This window comes from Herbiconiux liangxiaofengii (assembly GCF_041927335.1).
Classification (GTDB): Bacteria; Actinomycetota; Actinomycetes; order Actinomycetales; family Microbacteriaceae; genus Herbiconiux; species Herbiconiux liangxiaofengii.
Genome location: NZ_JBHFHD010000007.1, coordinates 120,992 through 137,792, shown reverse-complemented (window position 1 = coordinate 137,792; position 16,801 = coordinate 120,992). Strand labels below are relative to the sequence as shown.

General features: G+C 66.3%; 19 protein-coding genes. 8 read left to right on the top strand and 11 right to left on the bottom strand.

Annotated elements, in window-relative coordinates:
* Positions 1-3: 3 nt before the first annotated feature.
* Positions 4-465, bottom strand: a complete 462-nt coding sequence (locus ACEXOR_RS06320) for a bleomycin resistance protein (protein WP_374848587.1) — start codon at positions 463-465, stop codon at positions 4-6.
* Positions 466-696: 231 nt separating this feature from the next.
* Between ACEXOR_RS06320 and ACEXOR_RS06315 the strand changes: the two genes are divergently transcribed.
* Positions 697-939 (top strand): hypothetical protein, encoded by a 243-nt coding sequence (locus tag ACEXOR_RS06315; protein ID WP_374848585.1) that lies wholly within the window; start codon positions 697-699, stop codon positions 937-939.
* 59 nt (positions 940-998) lie between these two features.
* Here ACEXOR_RS06315 and ACEXOR_RS06310 read toward each other — a convergent pair whose 3' ends face one another.
* The 4 genes from ACEXOR_RS06310 to ACEXOR_RS06295 all read right to left on the bottom strand — a co-directional run bounded on the left by ACEXOR_RS06310 (position 999) and on the right by ACEXOR_RS06295 (position 3,336).
* Entirely contained in the window at positions 999-1,376 is a 378-nt protein-coding gene (locus ACEXOR_RS06310; protein WP_374848584.1) for a hypothetical protein, read from the bottom strand.
* A gap of 10 nt (positions 1,377-1,386) precedes the next feature.
* A complete protein-coding gene (locus tag ACEXOR_RS06305; RefSeq protein WP_374848583.1) occupies positions 1,387-1,659 on the bottom strand; it encodes a hypothetical protein in 273 nt (90 codons plus the stop codon).
* Between the two features lie 97 nt (positions 1,660-1,756).
* Complete coding sequence (gene mmuM / locus ACEXOR_RS06300; RefSeq protein WP_374848581.1) at positions 1,757-2,701, bottom strand: homocysteine S-methyltransferase; 945 nt, start codon at positions 2,699-2,701, stop codon at positions 1,757-1,759.
* Positions 2,702-2,808: 107 nt separating this feature from the next.
* On the bottom strand, positions 2,809-3,336 hold the full coding sequence (locus tag ACEXOR_RS06295) for a CGNR zinc finger domain-containing protein (protein ID WP_374848579.1): 528 nt from the start codon (positions 3,334-3,336) through the stop codon (positions 2,809-2,811).
* A gap of 25 nt (positions 3,337-3,361) precedes the next feature.
* On the opposite strand from ACEXOR_RS06295, the gene ACEXOR_RS06290 reads away from it, so the two are divergent.
* A complete protein-coding gene (locus tag ACEXOR_RS06290; RefSeq protein ID WP_374848577.1) occupies positions 3,362-4,015 on the top strand; it encodes a LysE family translocator in 654 nt (217 codons plus the stop codon).
* A 40-nt stretch (positions 4,016-4,055) separates the two neighbouring features.
* Here the strand turns inward: ACEXOR_RS06290 and ACEXOR_RS06285 are convergent, their stop codons facing one another.
* Both ACEXOR_RS06285 and ACEXOR_RS06280 read right to left on the bottom strand, forming a co-directional pair.
* The gene (locus ACEXOR_RS06285; protein ID WP_374848575.1) at positions 4,056-5,279 is read right to left on the bottom strand and encodes a sensor domain-containing phosphodiesterase; all 1,224 of its coding nucleotides are present in this window, start codon (positions 5,277-5,279) and stop codon (positions 4,056-4,058) included.
* Positions 5,279-5,461, bottom strand: a complete 183-nt coding sequence (locus ACEXOR_RS06280; protein ID WP_374848573.1) for a hypothetical protein — start codon at positions 5,459-5,461, stop codon at positions 5,279-5,281. The genes ACEXOR_RS06285 and ACEXOR_RS06280 overlap by 1 nt, the downstream gene beginning before the upstream one ends.
* 692 nt (positions 5,462-6,153) lie before the next feature.
* Here ACEXOR_RS06280 and ACEXOR_RS06275 point away from each other — a divergent pair.
* Positions 6,154-6,387: a hypothetical protein gene (locus tag ACEXOR_RS06275; protein ID WP_374848572.1), complete on the top strand. Its 234-nt coding sequence runs from the start codon at positions 6,154-6,156 to the stop codon at positions 6,385-6,387.
* Between the two features lie 6 nt (positions 6,388-6,393).
* Here ACEXOR_RS06275 and ACEXOR_RS06270 read toward each other — a convergent pair whose 3' ends face one another.
* Positions 6,394-8,427, bottom strand: a complete 2,034-nt coding sequence (locus ACEXOR_RS06270) for an acyltransferase family protein (protein WP_374848571.1) — start codon at positions 8,425-8,427, stop codon at positions 6,394-6,396.
* A 92-nt stretch (positions 8,428-8,519) separates the two neighbouring features.
* Here ACEXOR_RS06270 and ACEXOR_RS06265 point away from each other — a divergent pair, with 92 nt between their 5' ends.
* Complete coding sequence (locus tag ACEXOR_RS06265; RefSeq protein WP_374848570.1) at positions 8,520-9,620, top strand: acyltransferase family protein; 1,101 nt, start codon at positions 8,520-8,522, stop codon at positions 9,618-9,620.
* Between the two features lie 61 nt (positions 9,621-9,681).
* Here the strand turns inward: ACEXOR_RS06265 and ACEXOR_RS06260 are convergent, their stop codons facing one another.
* Together ACEXOR_RS06260 and ACEXOR_RS06255 are read right to left on the bottom strand one after the other, a co-directional pair.
* The gene (locus ACEXOR_RS06260) at positions 9,682-9,867 is read right to left on the bottom strand and encodes a hypothetical protein (RefSeq protein WP_374848569.1); all 186 of its coding nucleotides are present in this window, start codon (positions 9,865-9,867) and stop codon (positions 9,682-9,684) included.
* A 75-nt stretch (positions 9,868-9,942) separates the two neighbouring features.
* Positions 9,943-10,701, bottom strand: a complete 759-nt coding sequence (locus ACEXOR_RS06255) for an SGNH/GDSL hydrolase family protein (RefSeq protein ID WP_374848568.1) — start codon at positions 10,699-10,701, stop codon at positions 9,943-9,945.
* A gap of 239 nt (positions 10,702-10,940) precedes the next feature.
* On the opposite strand from ACEXOR_RS06255, the gene ACEXOR_RS06250 reads away from it, so the two are divergent.
* The 4 genes from ACEXOR_RS06250 to ACEXOR_RS06235 are packed head-to-tail and all read left to right on the top strand — an operon-like array spanning position 10,941 to position 15,741.
* The gene (locus tag ACEXOR_RS06250; RefSeq protein ID WP_374848567.1) at positions 10,941-12,350 is read left to right on the top strand and encodes a tyrosine-protein kinase domain-containing protein; all 1,410 of its coding nucleotides are present in this window, start codon (positions 10,941-10,943) and stop codon (positions 12,348-12,350) included.
* A 42-nt stretch (positions 12,351-12,392) separates the two neighbouring features.
* A complete protein-coding gene (locus tag ACEXOR_RS06245; RefSeq protein WP_374848565.1) occupies positions 12,393-13,289 on the top strand; it encodes a hypothetical protein in 897 nt (298 codons plus the stop codon).
* Positions 13,290-13,311: 22 nt separating this feature from the next.
* Positions 13,312-14,715 (top strand): hypothetical protein, encoded by a 1,404-nt coding sequence (locus tag ACEXOR_RS06240; protein WP_374848564.1) that lies wholly within the window; start codon positions 13,312-13,314, stop codon positions 14,713-14,715.
* 9 nt (positions 14,716-14,724) lie between these two features.
* Positions 14,725-15,741: a glycosyltransferase family 2 protein gene (locus ACEXOR_RS06235; protein ID WP_374848563.1), complete on the top strand. Its 1,017-nt coding sequence runs from the start codon at positions 14,725-14,727 to the stop codon at positions 15,739-15,741.
* Here ACEXOR_RS06235 and ACEXOR_RS06230 read toward each other — a convergent pair.
* A complete protein-coding gene (locus ACEXOR_RS06230) occupies positions 15,727-16,791 on the bottom strand; it encodes a polysaccharide pyruvyl transferase family protein (RefSeq protein WP_374848562.1) in 1,065 nt (354 codons plus the stop codon). The genes ACEXOR_RS06235 and ACEXOR_RS06230 overlap by 15 nt on opposite strands.
* Between the last annotated feature and the right edge of the window lie 10 nt (positions 16,792-16,801).

The window sequence follows — 16,801 nt, the reverse complement described above, 5'->3', positions numbered from 1 at the left end:
CCTTCACCCGCCCTTGAGCACGACATTCTGCGACCCAACCCGCTGTGGGTCAGGGGTGCGGCGCCCGAGTGCGGTCTGGAAGCGCAGCAGGTAGCCGTCGGGGTCGGCCACCACGAACTGCTGCACCCCGGCCTCGGCGTCGCCCACGGGGTACCACTTCGTCTCCACCGCCATGAACAAACGGATGCCGGCGGCTTCCAGCCGGCCGGCCAGCCCCGCGGCGTCGCCCACCGAGATCTGCAGGTTCACCCCTCGCCCGAACGGCACCTCGAGCACTCCGGCCACCCAGTTGCGCCCCACGCCGGCCTGCTCGAGCATCACGTGCGCGCCCTCGAGCTCGAGGTACGCGAACCGTTCGTCCGGCCGCTCGTACCGCACGCCGAACCCGCACAGATCCCGCCAGAACCACAGACTCGCGTCGAGATCGCGCACCAGCAGCTCGGGCACCAACGCAGGCTCAGTCATCCGTCTATCCTCCTCCTGTAGAGCACTCGGTGCCGGGCCCCCGACAACCACCGATCCTGGGGGAATTCCGCGGCATCCGTCTCGCCCGCCGCCCGCTACTGTGCGAATTGGTCGCCCCGAACCCCACCGGGGCGACCATCACCCGACCCGCTGCGCCGCCGCCCGGACGCTCTTCTACCGGCGCGCCGCCCGATCGCACAGCTCCCATGACAGCCCCAGACAAGGAGCGGGATGCCGCATCCCACCGACGCCCCCACCCGCTACAGCGCCGTCAAGTTCGGCTCGCCCGAGGCCCGCCCGAAGATCGTGGGTGTCTACAAGGGAATCGGCGGCTGGACCCCGCCTCCGAACCCCGCCGAACGCCTCGCGCGCCCGGTCGCCGAGCGCCTGCGATCCGAGGGCTACACCCTCATCCGCGTGCGCCACCGTTTCCGCACCCACGAGGTCAGCCTCCTCCGCTACCTCGGCGGCTAGCCATCACCAGTTCGAGCGCCTCATCCCGTGACGTCGCCGGCAGCACGAGCAGGAACTCGTCACCCCCGATCCGCACCACCGAGTCGTACGGCCGCGTTCTCCCGCAGCGCCCGGCTCAGCTCCTGGTCGATGCGCGCATCCAGGCCCGAGCGGTTGAGCAGCCCGGTCAGCGGGTCGGTGGTGATCTCCCGGTCGAGCCGGTTGCGCAGGTACCCGGCCGCCTCCAGGCAGAACACCGAGGCGAGCGCGATGTTGAACCACGTGAGCAGCACCGCATCCAAGGGGTTCAGCAGGATGGCCACGAACGAGAGCGCGAAGCCGCCCCCGGTCACCACCCGCGCCACCCACCGGCGGTAGAACCACCCGAGGTAGCACGCGAGCATCGGGTACAGCACCACGTTGTTGACGGATGCGACGGGTGCGGTCGACACCGACACCGCTCCGACCCTACTGAACCGCCTTCAGCGTAGCGGGAGCCGACTCCGCCGAACCGGCAGGGCTCCCGGCCGAACCGGCAGGGCTTCCTGCCGAACCGACAGGGCTCCCGGCGCGAACCGACTCCACGAACGGCCGATGCATCGGATGCACGAAGATCTTGCTGCCCGCCGGCGCCTGCACCAGAAAGTGCGAGTCGGGCGTCACCGCGGCGTTGTAGAGAACCTGGGTCGATGGATCCCGCTCCAGCACGGCTGCGAGCACGGCATCGACGCGTGCAGGCATGGCGCTCCCATCGACGATCCAGACGGTCGGTGCATGGTTACACCAAACAAGTAACTCGACTATCTAGAGACTTTAGCGAAAGGTCTCGACATCTGCACTAACGGGTTCGCGGGTCATCGGCCGAGCTCTCGGCGTGCACCACGTGGCGCATCGCCGTGATCTCCGCCGGCCCCACCCGGCAGCACCCGCCCACCCCCGCGGCCCCGGCGGCCACCCACGACGCGACCGAACCGCCGGAGAACCCCGACGCCCCTCGCCACACCCGCCGCGCGGCATCCCACACCTCGCCCGAGTTCGGATACACCAGCACCGGCCGATCGGTCACCTTCGCGGCTGCAGCCAGTGCCCCCGGCACCTCGGCCGGATGCGAGCAGTTGATGCCCACCGCCACCACCTCCGCCGCCGATTCCGCCAGGGCGAATCCCTCCGCCATCGGCTCGCCCGACCGCAAGCGCCCGCCCGCCACGGTGAACGACAACCACGCGGAGGCCCCCGATCCGCGCGCCAGATCCACCAGCGCCGCCCCCTCGTCCAGCGACGGAATGGTCTCGCACGCCAGCACGTCCGCCCCCGACGAGGCCAGCACCCCGAACCGCCGCTCGTGCCACCTGCGCAGCTCGGCCCGGCTCAACCCCGAGTGCCCCCGGTACTCCGACCCGTCTCCGAGCGTGGCCCCGTACGGCCCCACCGACGCGGCCACCCACCGAGGCCGCCCATCCGTCGTCGTCGCCGGTGCCGTCGCCGCCGCCTGTGCCGCCGAGCGAGCGGATGCGGCCAGCGCCACGCTCTCCCGCAGCAGGTCCTCCGTGTCACCCGCCGAGAACCCCAGCCGGGCGAAGGCGTCGAACCCCACCTGGTACGAGGCGGTGATGGCCACCTGCGCGCCGGCGGCGAAGTACTCGGCGTGGGCGGCGCGGATGGCGTCGGGGTCGCTCGCCAGCAGCCGGGCGCTCCACAGCGAGTCGGACAGGTCGTGCCCGCGCGCTTCCAGCAGTGTTCCGAGCCCGCCGTCGAGCAGCACCGCACCCCGGGAGAAGTCCATGCCCCATTCTCCCGCGCCCGCCCCGCCGACGACCATGCGCGCCCCCGCTCCACCACCCCGCGCTGAACGCCCGCGCCCCGCCCTACGCCCGAACGCCCGCCCCCGCCCTACGCCCGCCCCGGCAGCCGAGCCCGATGCCGCCGCACGGCATCCCGGCTCGCGCACCGCGGCGAGCAGTAGCGCTGCGTGCCGTTCCGCGACGTGTCGACGATCACCCGGGTGCACGGGCTCGATGCGCACCGCCCGAGGCGCCCCATGCCGCGGGTGGTGAGATGCAGTGCGGTTCCCACGCTGAACACCGCCTGCAGCACGTGGGGCAGGTCGTCGTCCACGTCGCGGTAGTGCAGGTGCCAGCCCTCGCCGTCGTGGTCAGTGAGACGCGGATACGCGGCAGTCGCCGCCATCTGCTCGTTCAGCAGAGCGGCGCGCGCATCCGGGTCGACGGCATCGACCACCCGCAGCCACTCGTCGAGCACGCCCCGGCACCGCCCGTGGTCGTCGTCGTGCTCGGGAAAGGGCATCGTCATGCCGAACTCCCGCGTGCGCGCCACGATGCCGGCGCGGTCGTCGGGCCACTCATCGGCCAGCGAGCGCGCCAGCTGAACGGCGTACTCGCCGTAAGGGTTGAGATGCACAAGGCCATTACATCAGAGTGAACGGATGTCGCTCCCGCTCTCACCCGCCTCCGTCGCCGCCCTGGCGCTCACCGCCCTGGTCTTGGTGCTCACCCCCGGGCCGAACATGATCTACCTCGTCTCCCGCACCATCGCCCAGGGCCGCACCGCCGGCCTGATCTCGCTGGCCGGCACCGGCGTCGGCTTCGTGGTCTACATGCTCCTCGCGAACCTCGGCCTCGCGGTGGTGTTCGTGGCGGTGCCGTGGCTGTTCATCGGCGTCAAGGCGCTGGGCGTTCTCTACCTGGCGTACCTCGCATGGCAGGCCCTGCGCCCGGGTGGCCGCGGCGTTCTCGACCTGCGCGAGCTGCCGCGCGACAGCCCGGGGCGCCTGTTCCGGATGGGCCTCGTCACGAACCTGCTGAACCCGAAAGCCGCCATCCTGTATCTCACGCTCATCCCGCAGTTCATCGACCCGGCCCGCGGGTCGACCACCGTGCAGGGCCTCGTGCTCGGGTCGCTGCAGATCGTGGTGAGCCTCACGGTGAACGCGGCGATCGTCGTGGCCGCGGGCGCCGTGGCCACCTTCCTCGCCCGCCGCCCGGCCTGGGCACTCTGGCAGCGCCGCGTCACAGGCACCCTCCTCGGTGCGGTGGCCCTGCTGCTCGCCCGCGAGGTGCCCGACCGCGCCCGCCTCTGACCATCGTCGCCGGGTCGGCCCTCCGGCAGACGGCCAGCCCCTACGGCCTCCCGGTGAGCAGCGACACCGCGGCCTTCGACACGAGATCGCGGTCGGTCGTGAGGCAGAACTCGTAGTCGCCCTGCCGATGCCGGGAGACGTCGATCTCCCGCGCGGTGAGCGCGGCTGCGTAGTCGGCGGTGAGCAGGATGACGTCCCACTCCGTCGTGAGCCGGTCGCCGTCTGCGATCACCACGTTGCGCGACGGCGCCGAGAACGCGGCCGTGCGGCGCGCGGTGAACACGGTCAGAAGGCATCCGCTGGCGATGAGCCGCTCGTACCGTTCCCGGGTCTGGGCGGTGACGTTGTCCTCAGCCTGGAACGTCGTCAGCAGCACCGCCGTGTCCCGGCCCTCGGCGGCTCGCTCCTCCAGGTGCTTGCTCACGTTCACCAACAGCTCCCGGTCGCCTCGGCGCGGAACGACCGCCTCGCTGACGATGTCGAACGGGGTGAGCCCGCCCCCGGCATCCGGTGGGCGAACTGCGCGGGAGTCGGCGGAACCCACCAGCACGCCTGCCGCTCTCGAGTCGAAGTGCTCGTCGGGCCGCCCGAAGAGCCAGCCCTGGCCGAGCGTCGCCCCCATCGCCCGCGCGGTGGCCAGATGCTTGTCGGTCTCGATGCCCTCGGCGAGGATCACGGCATCCTGCCGCTCGGCGTAACCGGCCACCACGGTCATGATGCGTGCCGCGTGGCGAGGGTCGTTGCGGCGGATGAGGGCCATGTCGAGCTTGATCACGTCGGGCCGGATGAGCGGCAGCAGCGCCAGCGAGGCCGGCTCGGCGCCGAGGTCGTCGATCGCGATGCCGTGGCCGAGCTGCCGGAGCGCTCCGGTGGTGCGGAGGAGATCGCCCGGGCTGCTCGTCAACGAGCGCTCGGTCACCTCCACCATCACCCGCGGATGATCGGCGTCCTCTATATGCGAAGCCGCCGCCAGACTCTCCGGTTCGATGTTCACGAAGAGGGAGTTCGCCTCGGTCATCCCCTGTGCCTGCGCGGCATCGACGGCGCTGAAGAAGCACAGCGTGTCGAGCTCGCTGGTGAGCCCGAGCCGCCTCGCCTCGGCGAAGAGGTCGATGGGGGAGACCGGCACGTCGCCCCGGCGGCTCCGGGTCAGTGCCTCGCTCGCCACGAGGGCACCACTGTCGATGTCGACGATCGGCTGGAAGACGGGCGTGATCCGGTCGACCCCGAGCACCCCCAGGAGCTGATCGGTCGTGGTCGGCATTACCGGGCCGTTCTTCCCTGCTGCCCGGGTTCGGGTTCGGGTTCGGTGCCGGCTTCGGCCTCGAGCTCGGCTCGCTTCTCGACGTCGAGCTTGGACTTCTCCCCGCGCCAGTACGCGTAGAACGTCATGCCGATGGCGATGGCGAAGATCAGCCCGATCGGTATCCAGAAGATGGGGTCCATAGTCGAGTGAACCGCGATCGGGGGGTACCTGCCAAGCAATTGGAATCATTCCGGCGGCGAGATCTCGTTGTAGGCGGGAATCTTCGTGACCATCGGCCTGACGCGCTGCTATCGGCCTGCGCCATCGAGACACCCCGACAACGGGGGATACCAACAGGTGTTGATTCTCAGTAGCGTGGGGCTTCGCGTGAACAACGTCGTGCGCAGGAGTGAAGGAGCGTTGGTTGGCCTCGTCCACAACCGGTCACATACCCGGAAAGCCGGTGGTCGACCCCGCCATCGACGGCATGAACAACTTCTGCAACGAGTGTGAACACCCCGCAATCATCACGCCTCGAAACCAGAGCCCACTGCGCAGGGCGTTCAACCTGGTTCCTCGTCCTGCCGAATGTCAGGTGAGGGTGGAGGACTATTCGGGAATCGGTTCCCTGCCCTGCGGGTGTCGCAATCCCGCACACGGATCCTGACCGGAGCTCGTCGACGAAGGTCCGGTGGTTCGACGGGAGGTCGTCCCACTCCCTTTTAATGTGGAATTTACACAGCTGCCCCCCGCCGCCTCTGGTCTTCCGTGGGTGGCGGTCATAGTCTGCGGGTGTCGCTGGGGAATCCCTACGTTCTCCGGCACGGATGCTGGGCCGAAGCCGATGTTCGTCTTCGCCCTCCGGTCCAGCGGACCGAGGAGGAGACCAGCCATGTCCGACACCACTGTCACTCAGTACGCGCATCACAAGTTCGGCTCTGACAGCGCACGCCCGAAGATCGTGGGTGTCTACCGCGGTGTCGGCGGCTGGCAGCGGCCGGCAGGCCCCGAGAGGCTCACCAAGGACTCCGCAGAGCGGCTGCGTGCCGACGGTGTCACGATGATCCGGGTGCGGTGGCGATTGCGCACGATGGAAATCATCCTCCGTAAATATCTCGGCGTCTGAGGAGCCTTACTGTCGACCCAGATCGAGGTTCTCGGCCAGCGCTGCCGAGAGACCTTCGCTGAATTGAGGCGTGAGGTGGTTGTCGTCGCGGTAGATGAGAACGTCTCCGCTGATGGGCTCGCATCGTGAGGGCGAGCAGATGTGGTCTGTGAGATCGACGTATCGGGCCCCGGCCCCGTCCGTCGCCGACTTCTCCGCGGTGTGAAGAGCGTCGTCGACGGCGTCTGCTCGGTCCACGCCACAGGCGTCGGCATCGTGGAGATGGGCGGAGAGGCAGACCGCGGGGTTGAACGGCATCGTGGGAGTGTCCGACATCACGAAGACTTGTGATGTCTCAGGAAGCTGTTCCACCGTCGATTGGATACCAGACCGCCAGTCGCTCACGAAGTCAGTGGTCTGGGCGAACCCGGCGCTGCGCGCGTAGTTCGCGAGAATCACCACATCCGGCTTCACGGTCTTCAGCTCTGACAGGACTGCGGCCCGCCACTCGTCGCACGCGACGTACGGCACTCCGTCTTCGAGCTTGGCGATCTCGAATGACGGACACGAGCTCTTCGTGTCGACTCGCAGTCTGATCACGCCGTCGTCGGCGAGCCTGTCGAGCGCGGGAAACCACTGTGCGGCATGCGAATCGCCGAACAGCTCGACGAGCGGGGCGGAATCATCCGAGCCGAACTCACAACCCTTGGGGGTCGTCGTTGCTTCATCGACGTGACAGCCGGACGCGTAGATCGTCGGGTTGCTCGCTGCAGCCGCAGTGAGCTTCGGCACGACATTGTCCGGAACGTACGACGTGAAGTCCGGTGGGGCGTCGAACGTCGGAGCCGCCGCGGATTCGTCGGATTGCAGTGGAGTCCGCGCCACGAGTACGATCCCGGCGCCGCACGTCCCGACGATCAGAACGGACACGGTGGCGACAGCCACAAGAGTCCGTCTCGGTCGAGCGGCCTTGAGGACGTTCCACTTCTGGCCCGGTACTTCGACGAACCGGTAGAGAGCCCACGCGAGTGGTACGCACGCGATCGCGATCCCGAGGCTCAGCCACAGGGGCAGCGTTCGCTCAATGCCACCCGCTTGAGCCGGAATGACCAGGGCAGGCCAGTGCACCAGGTACAGCGAGTACGAGATGGTCCCGATGAACACCATCCCCCTGAGCTGCAGAAGAACCCCCGGGTCGCCGCGCACGCCTCGCCCGCCGAAGTAGATGATCGCCGCAGCCGAAGCCACAGGTGCCACCGCTGCGAAGCCGGGGAACACGGTGGCATCCGTATAGAACACAGCAACGGCCAGCAGACCTGCCACACCTGCCCAGCCCCCGATTCGAGCGACTGCCGGCGACGGGCTCCAGCGCCGCGACGACGTCGCGAATGCGAGGAGTCCGCCGACCCCCAACTCCCATGCGCGAGTGGGCAGCGAGAAGAACGCCCACGGTTGCGCCGCCGACGTCAGGTAGAGCCCGATCGCGAACGACACCGCCACCACGACCACCAGGCCCCAGAAGAGGCGTCGTTCCGATCGACGGACGAGGAGGAAGCCCGCCGCCAGGAGAGCCGGCCAGACCAGGTAGAACTGCTCCTCGACGCCCAGCGACCAGTAGTGCTGAAAGAGAGAGGGAGTGTGATCGGCCAGATAGTCGGTGTTCTGGAAGGCGAAGAGCATGTTCGGCACGTAGAGCACTGTCGCGATCGCATCCTGGAACGTGCTCTTGAGCTGCAGGGGCGCAATCCAGATCACCGCCGCGACGACAGTGAGTACAGCGACGACCAGGGAAGCAGGCAGGATGCGTCGTGCTCGCTTCGCGTAGAAGCTCGGGAATTGGATCCGCCCGTGGCCGAGCAAGCTGGAGAGCAGATGGTTCGTGATGAGGAATCCGGAGATGACGAAGAAGACGTCGACGCCGACATAACCGCCCGTCAAGCCGGGCAATGACGCGTGATAGAGAACGACGAGGCCCACAGCAACGGCTCGCAGGCCCTGGATGTCGGATCGGAACGGCTGTCTCGTTATCTCGGCCAAGTACCCCCCAAGGTTTCGAGTCATAGTAACCGGCCAGATGCCCGCGACGGCAGTGCGCGGGCATCACGAAGCTTTAGTCTGAACCCATACGCGTCCTAGGGGGTACCTTGCCAGCATTGCCCACGAATCACACGCACGGCTCGTTCACCATTCCATCGCTCGACGGGCTTCGCGCCATCGCCGTTCTCACGGTCTTCGTGGGGCACAGCGCCACGGGCATCGGCACGGGATTCTGGCCGGGCCACGTCGGCGTCACCATCTTCTTCTTTCTGAGCGGATTTCTCATCACGACTCTGCTGCGTCGTGAGTACGGTCGATCCGGGCGCATCTCGCTCTCGAGGTTCTACCTCAGGCGCGCACTGCGAATCCTGCCGCCGGCCTACCTGGCCATCCTGGTCGCGGTCCTCGTCGGCGCCGCGGGCCTCGTGGAGGCGAGCACGAACGGCTGGGGAGTCTTAGCCGAGATCTTCAACTACACCAACTACTACATGGTGATCGTCGGTCGAGACGGTCTTCCTCCGGACACGACCCAGTTCTGGTCTCTCGCGGTCGAGGAGCATTACTACCTCGTGGTGCCGGTCGTGCTTCTCGTCCTGTTCAAGCTCCGGGCATCGATGCGATCAATCGGTTGGACCCTTCTCGGGCTGGCTTTCGTCGTTCCGCTGTGGAGGATCTTCCTGGGCCTCAACGGTGCGAGTTTCGACCGCCTTTATGTGTCCACCGACACCCGGATAGACAGTCTCATCTTCGGGACGGCCATGGCCCTGCTCTGGAACCCTTCGCTGGGCGACCGGCTGCTGGGGTCTGGTCGGCTGTCCGGTTGGATCGAGAAGCGGATCGCACCGATCGCCTCAGTCGCGGTCGTGATCTTCGTGCTGTCGGCACTGGTGCCCTCGCAGATGTTCCGGCTGAGTATTGCCGACACCGTGCAATGCCTGTGTCTCGTGCCGATCTTCTGGTTCGTCATCACCCGACCGGGTGGTGTCGTGGGCAGAGTTCTCAACAGCAGAGTCGTCGTCCGCATCGGCGTGCTGTCATTCTCGATCTACCTGTTCCACCGGATCGTCCTCAACCTGGTCGAGAACGTCCTCGTGAATCCGCTGATCGGAGATCTGGTGTCGTTGCTGGCCACCCTCGTGGTCGCGCAGATCGTGTACACGCTCGTGGAGACCCCGAGTGGACGACTGCGACGACGGTTCGAGGCCCGCCTCGTCTGAGCAGGCCAGAGCGGCGCCTGGACGATTCGACATCGTTCAGGCGCCGCTCTAGCAGCAGGACTCAGGCGATCGCCGCGAGTGCCTGTTCAGCGGATTCGAACGGCCCGAACCAGGCCTTGCCGGTGTGAAGGTGCGCCAGCTTCATGTGCCAGCCGTCCTTCAGGTGGTACAGACGGGCCACCGGCCTTGCGGCATCCCCCGTGTGAACCAGAGCTCGCTTCTCGTCTTCGTACTCGATTGTCCCCATGGCTAGACGATACCGAGGCCGCTGTTTCTCGCGGGTAAACGAATGTTGCCTGCGGATTGCGAGCAGATGAATCCGTCAGGGCGCGCGTGATTCCAGGGCGGCCTGGACGACCGGCGTGAACAGCTCAGCGAGGTGACGGTGACCGGCATCGGTCGGGTGGAAGTGATCCTTGCCGATGATGCCGGGAGTCCCGGAGTTCAACCAGGTCGATGCGTCGACGAAGGTGGCGCCGGCCGCCGTTGCCGCGTCGTGAATGGCGGAGATGTCATCCGTGATGGTCTGCGGTATGTCGGCCTCCACGGGTGCCGGGCTCACCGCGACGATGACGATCTCCGGAAAGCGGGCCCGGATGCTCTGGTACATCTGCAAGGCGGCGTCGTAGGTGGGTTGGTAGCCGTCTTTGTCGCTCCGGCTGCCGAAAATGACGACGACGTCCGAATCCACGTGGATCCTCGGGAGCAGTCCTGAGAAGGTCTTCCGAGCTGTTCCGGGAGTCACGTAACCCGCCGCTCCGAACCCTGCGGCACGGACCCGAACCCCGAGGGCCTCGCCGACGAGGGCCGGATAGCGGTGGTCCGCCCCGGAGTCCATCTTCGAGCCGCTCGTATACGAGTCTCCCAAGAACGTGACCATGGGCGAATCGTCGCTCTCCTGTGAGGGAGTCGAGGTGATGGGAGGAGACTGAAGGTCGGCGCTGTCGGCACTGACGCTCTGGCGTGGGATCAACGCGGCCACGACGATCGCGACCACCAGCCCCACGAATATCGTCACCGCCCCTGCCGTCAGCAGCGTTCTCATCGTGGGGGCAGAGGTGCGCCGGAAGCGGGGCTTCATAGATCCAGAGTAAGGAAGCAGCCGGTTCAGGTGGTCAGCGGACGTGTCGTGTTCGTTAAGAGTTGGTCTCGGCATCGTAAACAAGGTCACCGACGATGCGCACCCAGCCGCGCCTCTGCCGTACCGTGGGCAAGGCACAGGGGCGGCACAGCTCTGCTGAAGGTCGACCGACGGTGTGTGAGAGGCTTAGCTCGTATTACTAGACCTGGCCTGGGTCGTGTGGGGAGAGGGACGTCTGCGTGGAGTTGCGCGATTACATCAGGGTGCTGCGAAAAGGATGGATCTTCATCGTGGCGCTGTCGCTTCTCGGCGTGGCCATCGGTGCGGCCTACTCCCTGACGAAGACACCGGACTACCAAGCGACCTCGAAGGTCTTCGTCTCGGTGCAGTCTTCTGGATCTGTCAGTGAATTGACCCAGGGTGGCACTTTCGCGCAAAGCCAGGTGAAGTCTTTCGCCGACATCGTGACCACGCCGGTGGTGCTCCAGCCGGTCATCGCGTCACTGGGACTCCAGACGGACGTGAACCAGTTGGCGCGTCGAGTCACCGCGACATCTCCCATCGACACCGTGATCGTAGAGATCACAGCGGTCGACTCCGATCCTCGGCAAGCCGCTGAGATCGCGAACGCCGTCGCGTCGAGTTTCCAGAACACGGTCTCCAATCTCGTGCCCGTGAACGCCGAGGGAATCGAGCCGGTCAAGATCACGGTGCTTCAGCAGGCCACTGTCCCGCGGAGTCCCTTCACCCCGAACGTGCCGTTGAACATCGCGTTCGGAGGTCTCATCGGTCTCGCCCTCGGCATCGGTGCAGCGGTACTCCGCGAAACACTCGACACCCGAGTCCGCAACGAGCGGGATGTCGAGCAGATCACCGACGCACCGATCATCGGCGGGGTCGCGTTCGACAGCAGGACGACTCAGAATCCGCTCGTGGTCAAGGACGACCCGCGCAGCCCGCGTGCCGAATCGTTCAGAACGCTCCGCACCAACCTCCAATTCCTGAACGTAGGGAGCGAACGGAGCTTCGTCATCACGTCGTCCATCCCGGGTGAGGGCAAGAGCACGTCTGCCGCCAACCTGGCGATCGTGATCGCGTTGTCCGGTCAGCGCGTGCTGCTGGTGGATGCCGACCTGAGAAAACCGAAGGTCGCGGCCTACCTGGGTCTCGAAGGGGGCGCCGGTCTGACCGATGTCCTGGTCGGGCGTGCCCAGCCCACCGACGTGATCCAGCGGTGGGGAGAAACCAACCTCTACGTTCTGCCGGCCGGCCGGATTCCGCCGAACCCGAGTGAACTCCTCGGCTCCAAGGCGATGGTCTCCCTCATCCAGAGTTTCGAGAAGTCCTTCGACACCATCCTGTTCGACGCGCCGCCACTGCTGCCGGTGACGGATGCGGCGATCCTCGCCAACAACACCACCGGCGCGCTGCTCATGGTTGCAGCAGGCCGGGCTCACAAAGCGCAGGTGCGGGGCGCGATCACCGCTCTGGCGAACGTCGGTGCGAAGGTCGCCGGTGTCGTCATGACCATGGTTCCCACGAAGGGTCCCGACTCGTATGGCTACGGGCGCTACGGCTACGGCTATGGGTACGGCTACGGATACAGCGACGCAGAGGACGAGACGCCCGGGAAAAAGAAAGCCAAGTGATTCCGCGCCGGAGGGTGAGCTGAGGTGAGGGACGCGAAACTGATGCCCGCTCTGCTGATCGGATTTCTGGCGGTCAGCGCGATTCTGTTGGCCGTCTATGCCCTTCGCTCTCCGGTCGTACCAGACGGCGGGCAGATACCCGGGCCGGCACCGACCTGGGACTCCCGGCTGACGACTCCGACCGTGAATCCCACTCCCACCCCCACGACCACCTCGTCGGTTGCTCCCGGGATGCTCGACATCGAGGGCGCGGTAGGTCTCCGGGCGACACGAGGTTCGTGCGGCGGACCGGCCCCGCTCGTGGAGCTCTCGCGAGACACGGGTGCGACCTGGACGGCCGTCTCCTTCGCCGGCCTCTCCGTGGCCGAGATCCTCTCGGTGCGTGTCGTCAGCGACAACCAGTTCGATGTGGTGGCCGCCGTGGGTAGCGACTGCTCGGTGACGATGGTGAGCAGCTACACCGCGGGTGAGTATTGGCAGTCGTACCCCGATCGGGTCAGCGAGGCCACGTGGATCTCCGACGGGCAGCCACCCGTGCTCCACTTCGGCACCGACTCCGTCGCCGCGCCGTGCGAAGCCCCCATCAGGGGCCTGGACGCCGCCGGTACCCGTCTGCTCGTCTGTTCCGGGAGTGTTCTCGTCCAGGCGGACGACGGGGTCTCCTGGACAGAACTCTTGCAAGGCGGCTTTGCGGCCGGCGCGCTCAGCGGAACGACGTCGGACGACGTCGTCGTGGTCTCTGAAAGAGAGGGCTGCACGGGCCTGTTCCTTCTGAACATCGATGCGGAGACGGCATCTGCGAGCGAGATCGGCTGCCAGACGGCATTGCCGGTCGGACCGGTGGCGGCCGTGGATTCGGACGGCTCGACTCTGTACGTCTGGAATGGGCAAGGATTCTGGTCATCGACAGATGGCGGCACGACGTGGGTCGCGGCATGATCGCGATCATAGGAGGGCTCCGATGACGCGCACACCGCCCCCGGAGATCGAAGCCTCGTCCCCGGCACGCCCCCGCATCAGCCCTCGAATCATCGTCGGCGCGGTGGGGGTGTTCCTCCTAGCCGTGATCACGATCTTCGATCCCGTGTTCGTCGGGGTCTTGCCGGTTGCGGCGGCCAATCTGGCCATGTTCTTGATCACCACTCGCCGATTGCAGCCGCTCGGTGTGTCACCGGTGATCTACTTCGCCGCCTATCTCACCTTGATCGGCCTGGCCGGCTTCACCTTCACGAACGCTCTCCAGGGCTCCGGCGGAACCGGCGGGGTTGACGTCCTCGTCTCCGATGAGATCAGAGTGGCTGCCGCGAACCTCTTCCTCTATTCGGCCATCGTCATCCTGATCTTCGGTGCGATCGCCCGAGGGCGTTCTGTCAGACAGGGCTCGACATCCGGAGCATCGGCCCAGAACGTCTTCGACATGGGTGATCTCTCGCGCTTCAGCGGAGTCATCATCATGCTCGCCCTGGTGGAGTTCGCCCTCCTCATCGCATTCCTCGGTGTCTCGGAGTTCTTCTCCCGCCCCGACCGTCTGGTGGGGCGGGATTCGAGTTTCGAAGCGGTCTTCCAGATGGTCGCCCTGGGTGCCGTGGTCGCGCTGGGCATCGTCGTGTTCTCGAAGAAGGGGCTCGGCAGGATCGTCGCCTGGGTGCTCCTGATCGCCTACATCGCGTACTTCATCTCCCTCGGAACGAGGCGCCTTGCGCTCGTTCCTCTCCTCATCCTCATCGGATACGTTCTGGCGAGGCGAGGTCGGATCCCCCTGGTGGGTGCGGTCGTGACTGCGTTCTTCGCCCTCATCCTGTTGTCTCTGCCGCTCTACTTCCGCGGGCTGCCCACACACGGACTCATTCCGCACCTTCAGGGCTTGTACGTGTTCGCGCTCAACCCCGAGATCCTGGCCGCAAGCGCGAACAACGTGCTCGCGGGGTTCAAGATCTCTGGGCTCACGGCGTTCGCTCAACCGCCGATCCAGCTCGAGGCACTCTGGGTGTCCATCAATCCGATCACGGGAGACGCAGCGGGCTGGTACGACATCGCGCGGGCTCTGCGATTGAACCGCTACACGCCGTACTCCGCGGTGGGGGAGTTGGGCAACTACGGGTTCGTCGTCCTGACGGCCGGAATGGCGGGAATCGGGATCCTCCTCGGGCTCGCTCAGCGATTCAACGACACCTTGTTCCGAGAACCCGTCTGGAAGCTCGTCGGAATCGCGGCTCTCGGACTGACCTTCGTCTTCGTCATCCAATCGGCGCAGTACAACCTGCGTTCGGACTTGCGGTACCTCTATCTCATGATCGGCGTGCAGATCGCCGTCCTGGTGTTGATCCGTCTCCGCGACTGGTCACGACGACGAAACGGGGTGTGACCTATGCGTGTGAGCGTGATTGTCCCAATTCATAACGCTCGCGAGTATCTGGCGCGCACCAACGAGAACCTGCGCCGGATTGCTCAGGGCGACGTCGAGTTCATCGTCATCGACGATCACTCGGATGACGGTTCGGGCGAAATGGTGAAGGACTGGGACGACCTCGCGAACCTGCTCGTCCTGTCCAGCACGACGCGGGGTGTGGCCGCGACCCGTAACCAGGCGGTTGCGGCCGCCACGGGTGACTTCCTGTGGTTCGCCGACTGCGATGACGACTGGGACGCTGAAGTCGTGAGCTCGATGCTTCGCGAGGCCGACCGAGCCGGCGCCGACATCGTGGTGTCGAATGCGGTGAAGGTGATGATTCCCGGTGACCGGTCCGAGATCATCCAAGACGCGTCCGTCCAGGAGCAGATCACGGGGAGTGAGGCGCTGCAGCGACTCCTCGTCGGTTCGATCCAGGGCCACCTCTGGAACAAGCTGTTCGCTCGGCACCTGTTCGAGTCGGCACCATTCCCCGCCACGAGGGCGCATTCCGACCTGGGCGGCATGTTCGCCCTGCTTGCTGCGGCGAAGACGGTCGCGCTGCTCCCGGAAGCGCACTACACGTACTACGTGCACGACGGCTCGATCCTGAACCAGCGCGCCTACCGTTGGCTCGACCTCTGGGACTGCCTCGAGCTCGCTGAAGCAGCGGTCGACGCGGAGGGTGACGGCAGCGACTCGGTGCGGCAGGCGCTCATCGTGTTCACCTATCGCAACGTGATCGTGCCGTCGATCAACGAGACGATCCGGCGCGAGGTATCAGCGAGTCCGGACGACATCCGGACCTTTCGTGCGAGAGGCCGGAAACGGGTCAAGTCTCGTGACCTCGTCTGGTTGGCCTCTCACGGGCAGGCTGACGCCGCAGTGCGAGGAGGCGTCATCAAGTGGGCCTTCCCTGCGTATCGCGCACTCTATCGACGTCATCGCGCACGCACCTGGGCTGCCGTAGACCAGCAGCAGGCGCAATCAGCTCAGAAGTGAGCGGATGCGGGTCACTTCTGACTCCAGGCGCCCGAAAGCATTCGTCAAGGCTCCGTCCAACTCGTCCCGGCGGGTGAGCTGGCGGCCCAGGAAGGCTGCGATCTCCTCGGACGACGCCTTCGCGCTGTTGAACGAGACCCCCGGGTAGCCGGCGACCGCGAAGTGTCCCTCGACCTTCGGCTTGGGGTCCGGCACGGCTTCGGCCGGGATGGCGCCGGCAACCGACGACAGGATCAGAACGTGCAGTCGATCGCTCACGACGATCGAAGCCGACCGGTAGAGCTCACGCACGTAGGCCTCCTGCTCGACGTCCGAGCGGGTTCCCCACGGCAGATACTCCGCAACGTCTGAGCCGAGGATCGCCGCGACCTCTTTCGACCGGTCTTCGTCCTCGTCGACCTGGCTGACCAGCTTGACGGGGAGGCCGTTCGCGATGGAGAACTGCCGGATGCCTTCGAACCAGGCGTCGGATGGCAGGGGGCGTTTACCGCGCAGGCTCACGATCATGAAGTTCCGGTCCTCCGGGTCGGCGCCGGGCACACGCGGCTCGCTGAAAGCGGTGTCGGGTACCAGCTTTCCCACCTTCATGAGCGCCAGGCTCGCTTCGTCGCGCCACAGAACCTCATCCGAGAGCCGTGCGGACTGCCGGTAGAACCAGCCGACGATCGGTGAGTACTCACCGACGGCGCGCGGCGGCCGGATGATCTTCCCTCCGCGAAGCCGGACGACGATCGCGATGAGCAGGAACAGCACCTCCGACTTGAGGTGCGCCGTACCCAGGGGCACCTCGCCCGGATCGAAGACCCACGCGCGCGGCCCCTTCCCGAAGACCAGTTTCTTCAGCCAGTCACGGCGACGGTCTGCACCGTAGGATTCCTCGTCCGCCCTGAGAGCGATCTGACCGGCCCAGCCGGGGGTCGTGCGGCCGAGGTAGGCGTGGATGGTTCCGGTGCCTCGCACCCACTCCAGAATGCGGCGACGGATGACCGCGTCACCGAGGTTTCCGCTGACCCCGGTGAGGACGATGAAGATCTGACGGTTCTGAGACATGCATTCTCCG

Coding starts and splice junctions, on each gene's coding strand:
- ACEXOR_RS06240 (WP_374848564.1), top strand. CDS start 13,312: ATGACGCGCACACCGCCCCCGGAGATCGAAGCCTCGTCCCCGGCACGC.
- ACEXOR_RS06320 (WP_374848587.1), bottom strand. CDS start 465: ATGACTGAGCCTGCGTTGGTGCCCGAGCTGCTGGTGCGCGATCTCGAC.
- mmuM (WP_374848581.1), bottom strand. CDS start 2,701: ATGGACTTCTCCCGGGGTGCGGTGCTGCTCGACGGCGGGCTCGGAACA.
- ACEXOR_RS06230 (WP_374848562.1), bottom strand. CDS start 16,791: ATGTCTCAGAACCGTCAGATCTTCATCGTCCTCACCGGGGTCAGCGGA.
- ACEXOR_RS06290 (WP_374848577.1), top strand. CDS start 3,362: ATGTCGCTCCCGCTCTCACCCGCCTCCGTCGCCGCCCTGGCGCTCACC.
- ACEXOR_RS06245 (WP_374848565.1), top strand. CDS start 12,393: ATGCCCGCTCTGCTGATCGGATTTCTGGCGGTCAGCGCGATTCTGTTG.
- ACEXOR_RS06270 (WP_374848571.1), bottom strand. CDS start 8,427: ATGACTCGAAACCTTGGGGGGTACTTGGCCGAGATAACGAGACAGCCG.
- ACEXOR_RS06260 (WP_374848569.1), bottom strand. CDS start 9,867: ATGGGGACAATCGAGTACGAAGACGAGAAGCGAGCTCTGGTTCACACG.
- ACEXOR_RS06285 (WP_374848575.1), bottom strand. CDS start 5,279: ATGCCGACCACGACCGATCAGCTCCTGGGGGTGCTCGGGGTCGACCGG.
- ACEXOR_RS06315 (WP_374848585.1), top strand. CDS start 697: ATGCCGCATCCCACCGACGCCCCCACCCGCTACAGCGCCGTCAAGTTC.
- ACEXOR_RS06280 (WP_374848573.1), bottom strand. CDS start 5,461: ATGGACCCCATCTTCTGGATACCGATCGGGCTGATCTTCGCCATCGCC.
- ACEXOR_RS06255 (WP_374848568.1), bottom strand. CDS start 10,701: ATGAAGCCCCGCTTCCGGCGCACCTCTGCCCCCACGATGAGAACGCTG.
- ACEXOR_RS06305 (WP_374848583.1), bottom strand. CDS start 1,659: ATGCCTGCACGCGTCGATGCCGTGCTCGCAGCCGTGCTGGAGCGGGAT.
- ACEXOR_RS06275 (WP_374848572.1), top strand. CDS start 6,154: ATGTCCGACACCACTGTCACTCAGTACGCGCATCACAAGTTCGGCTCT.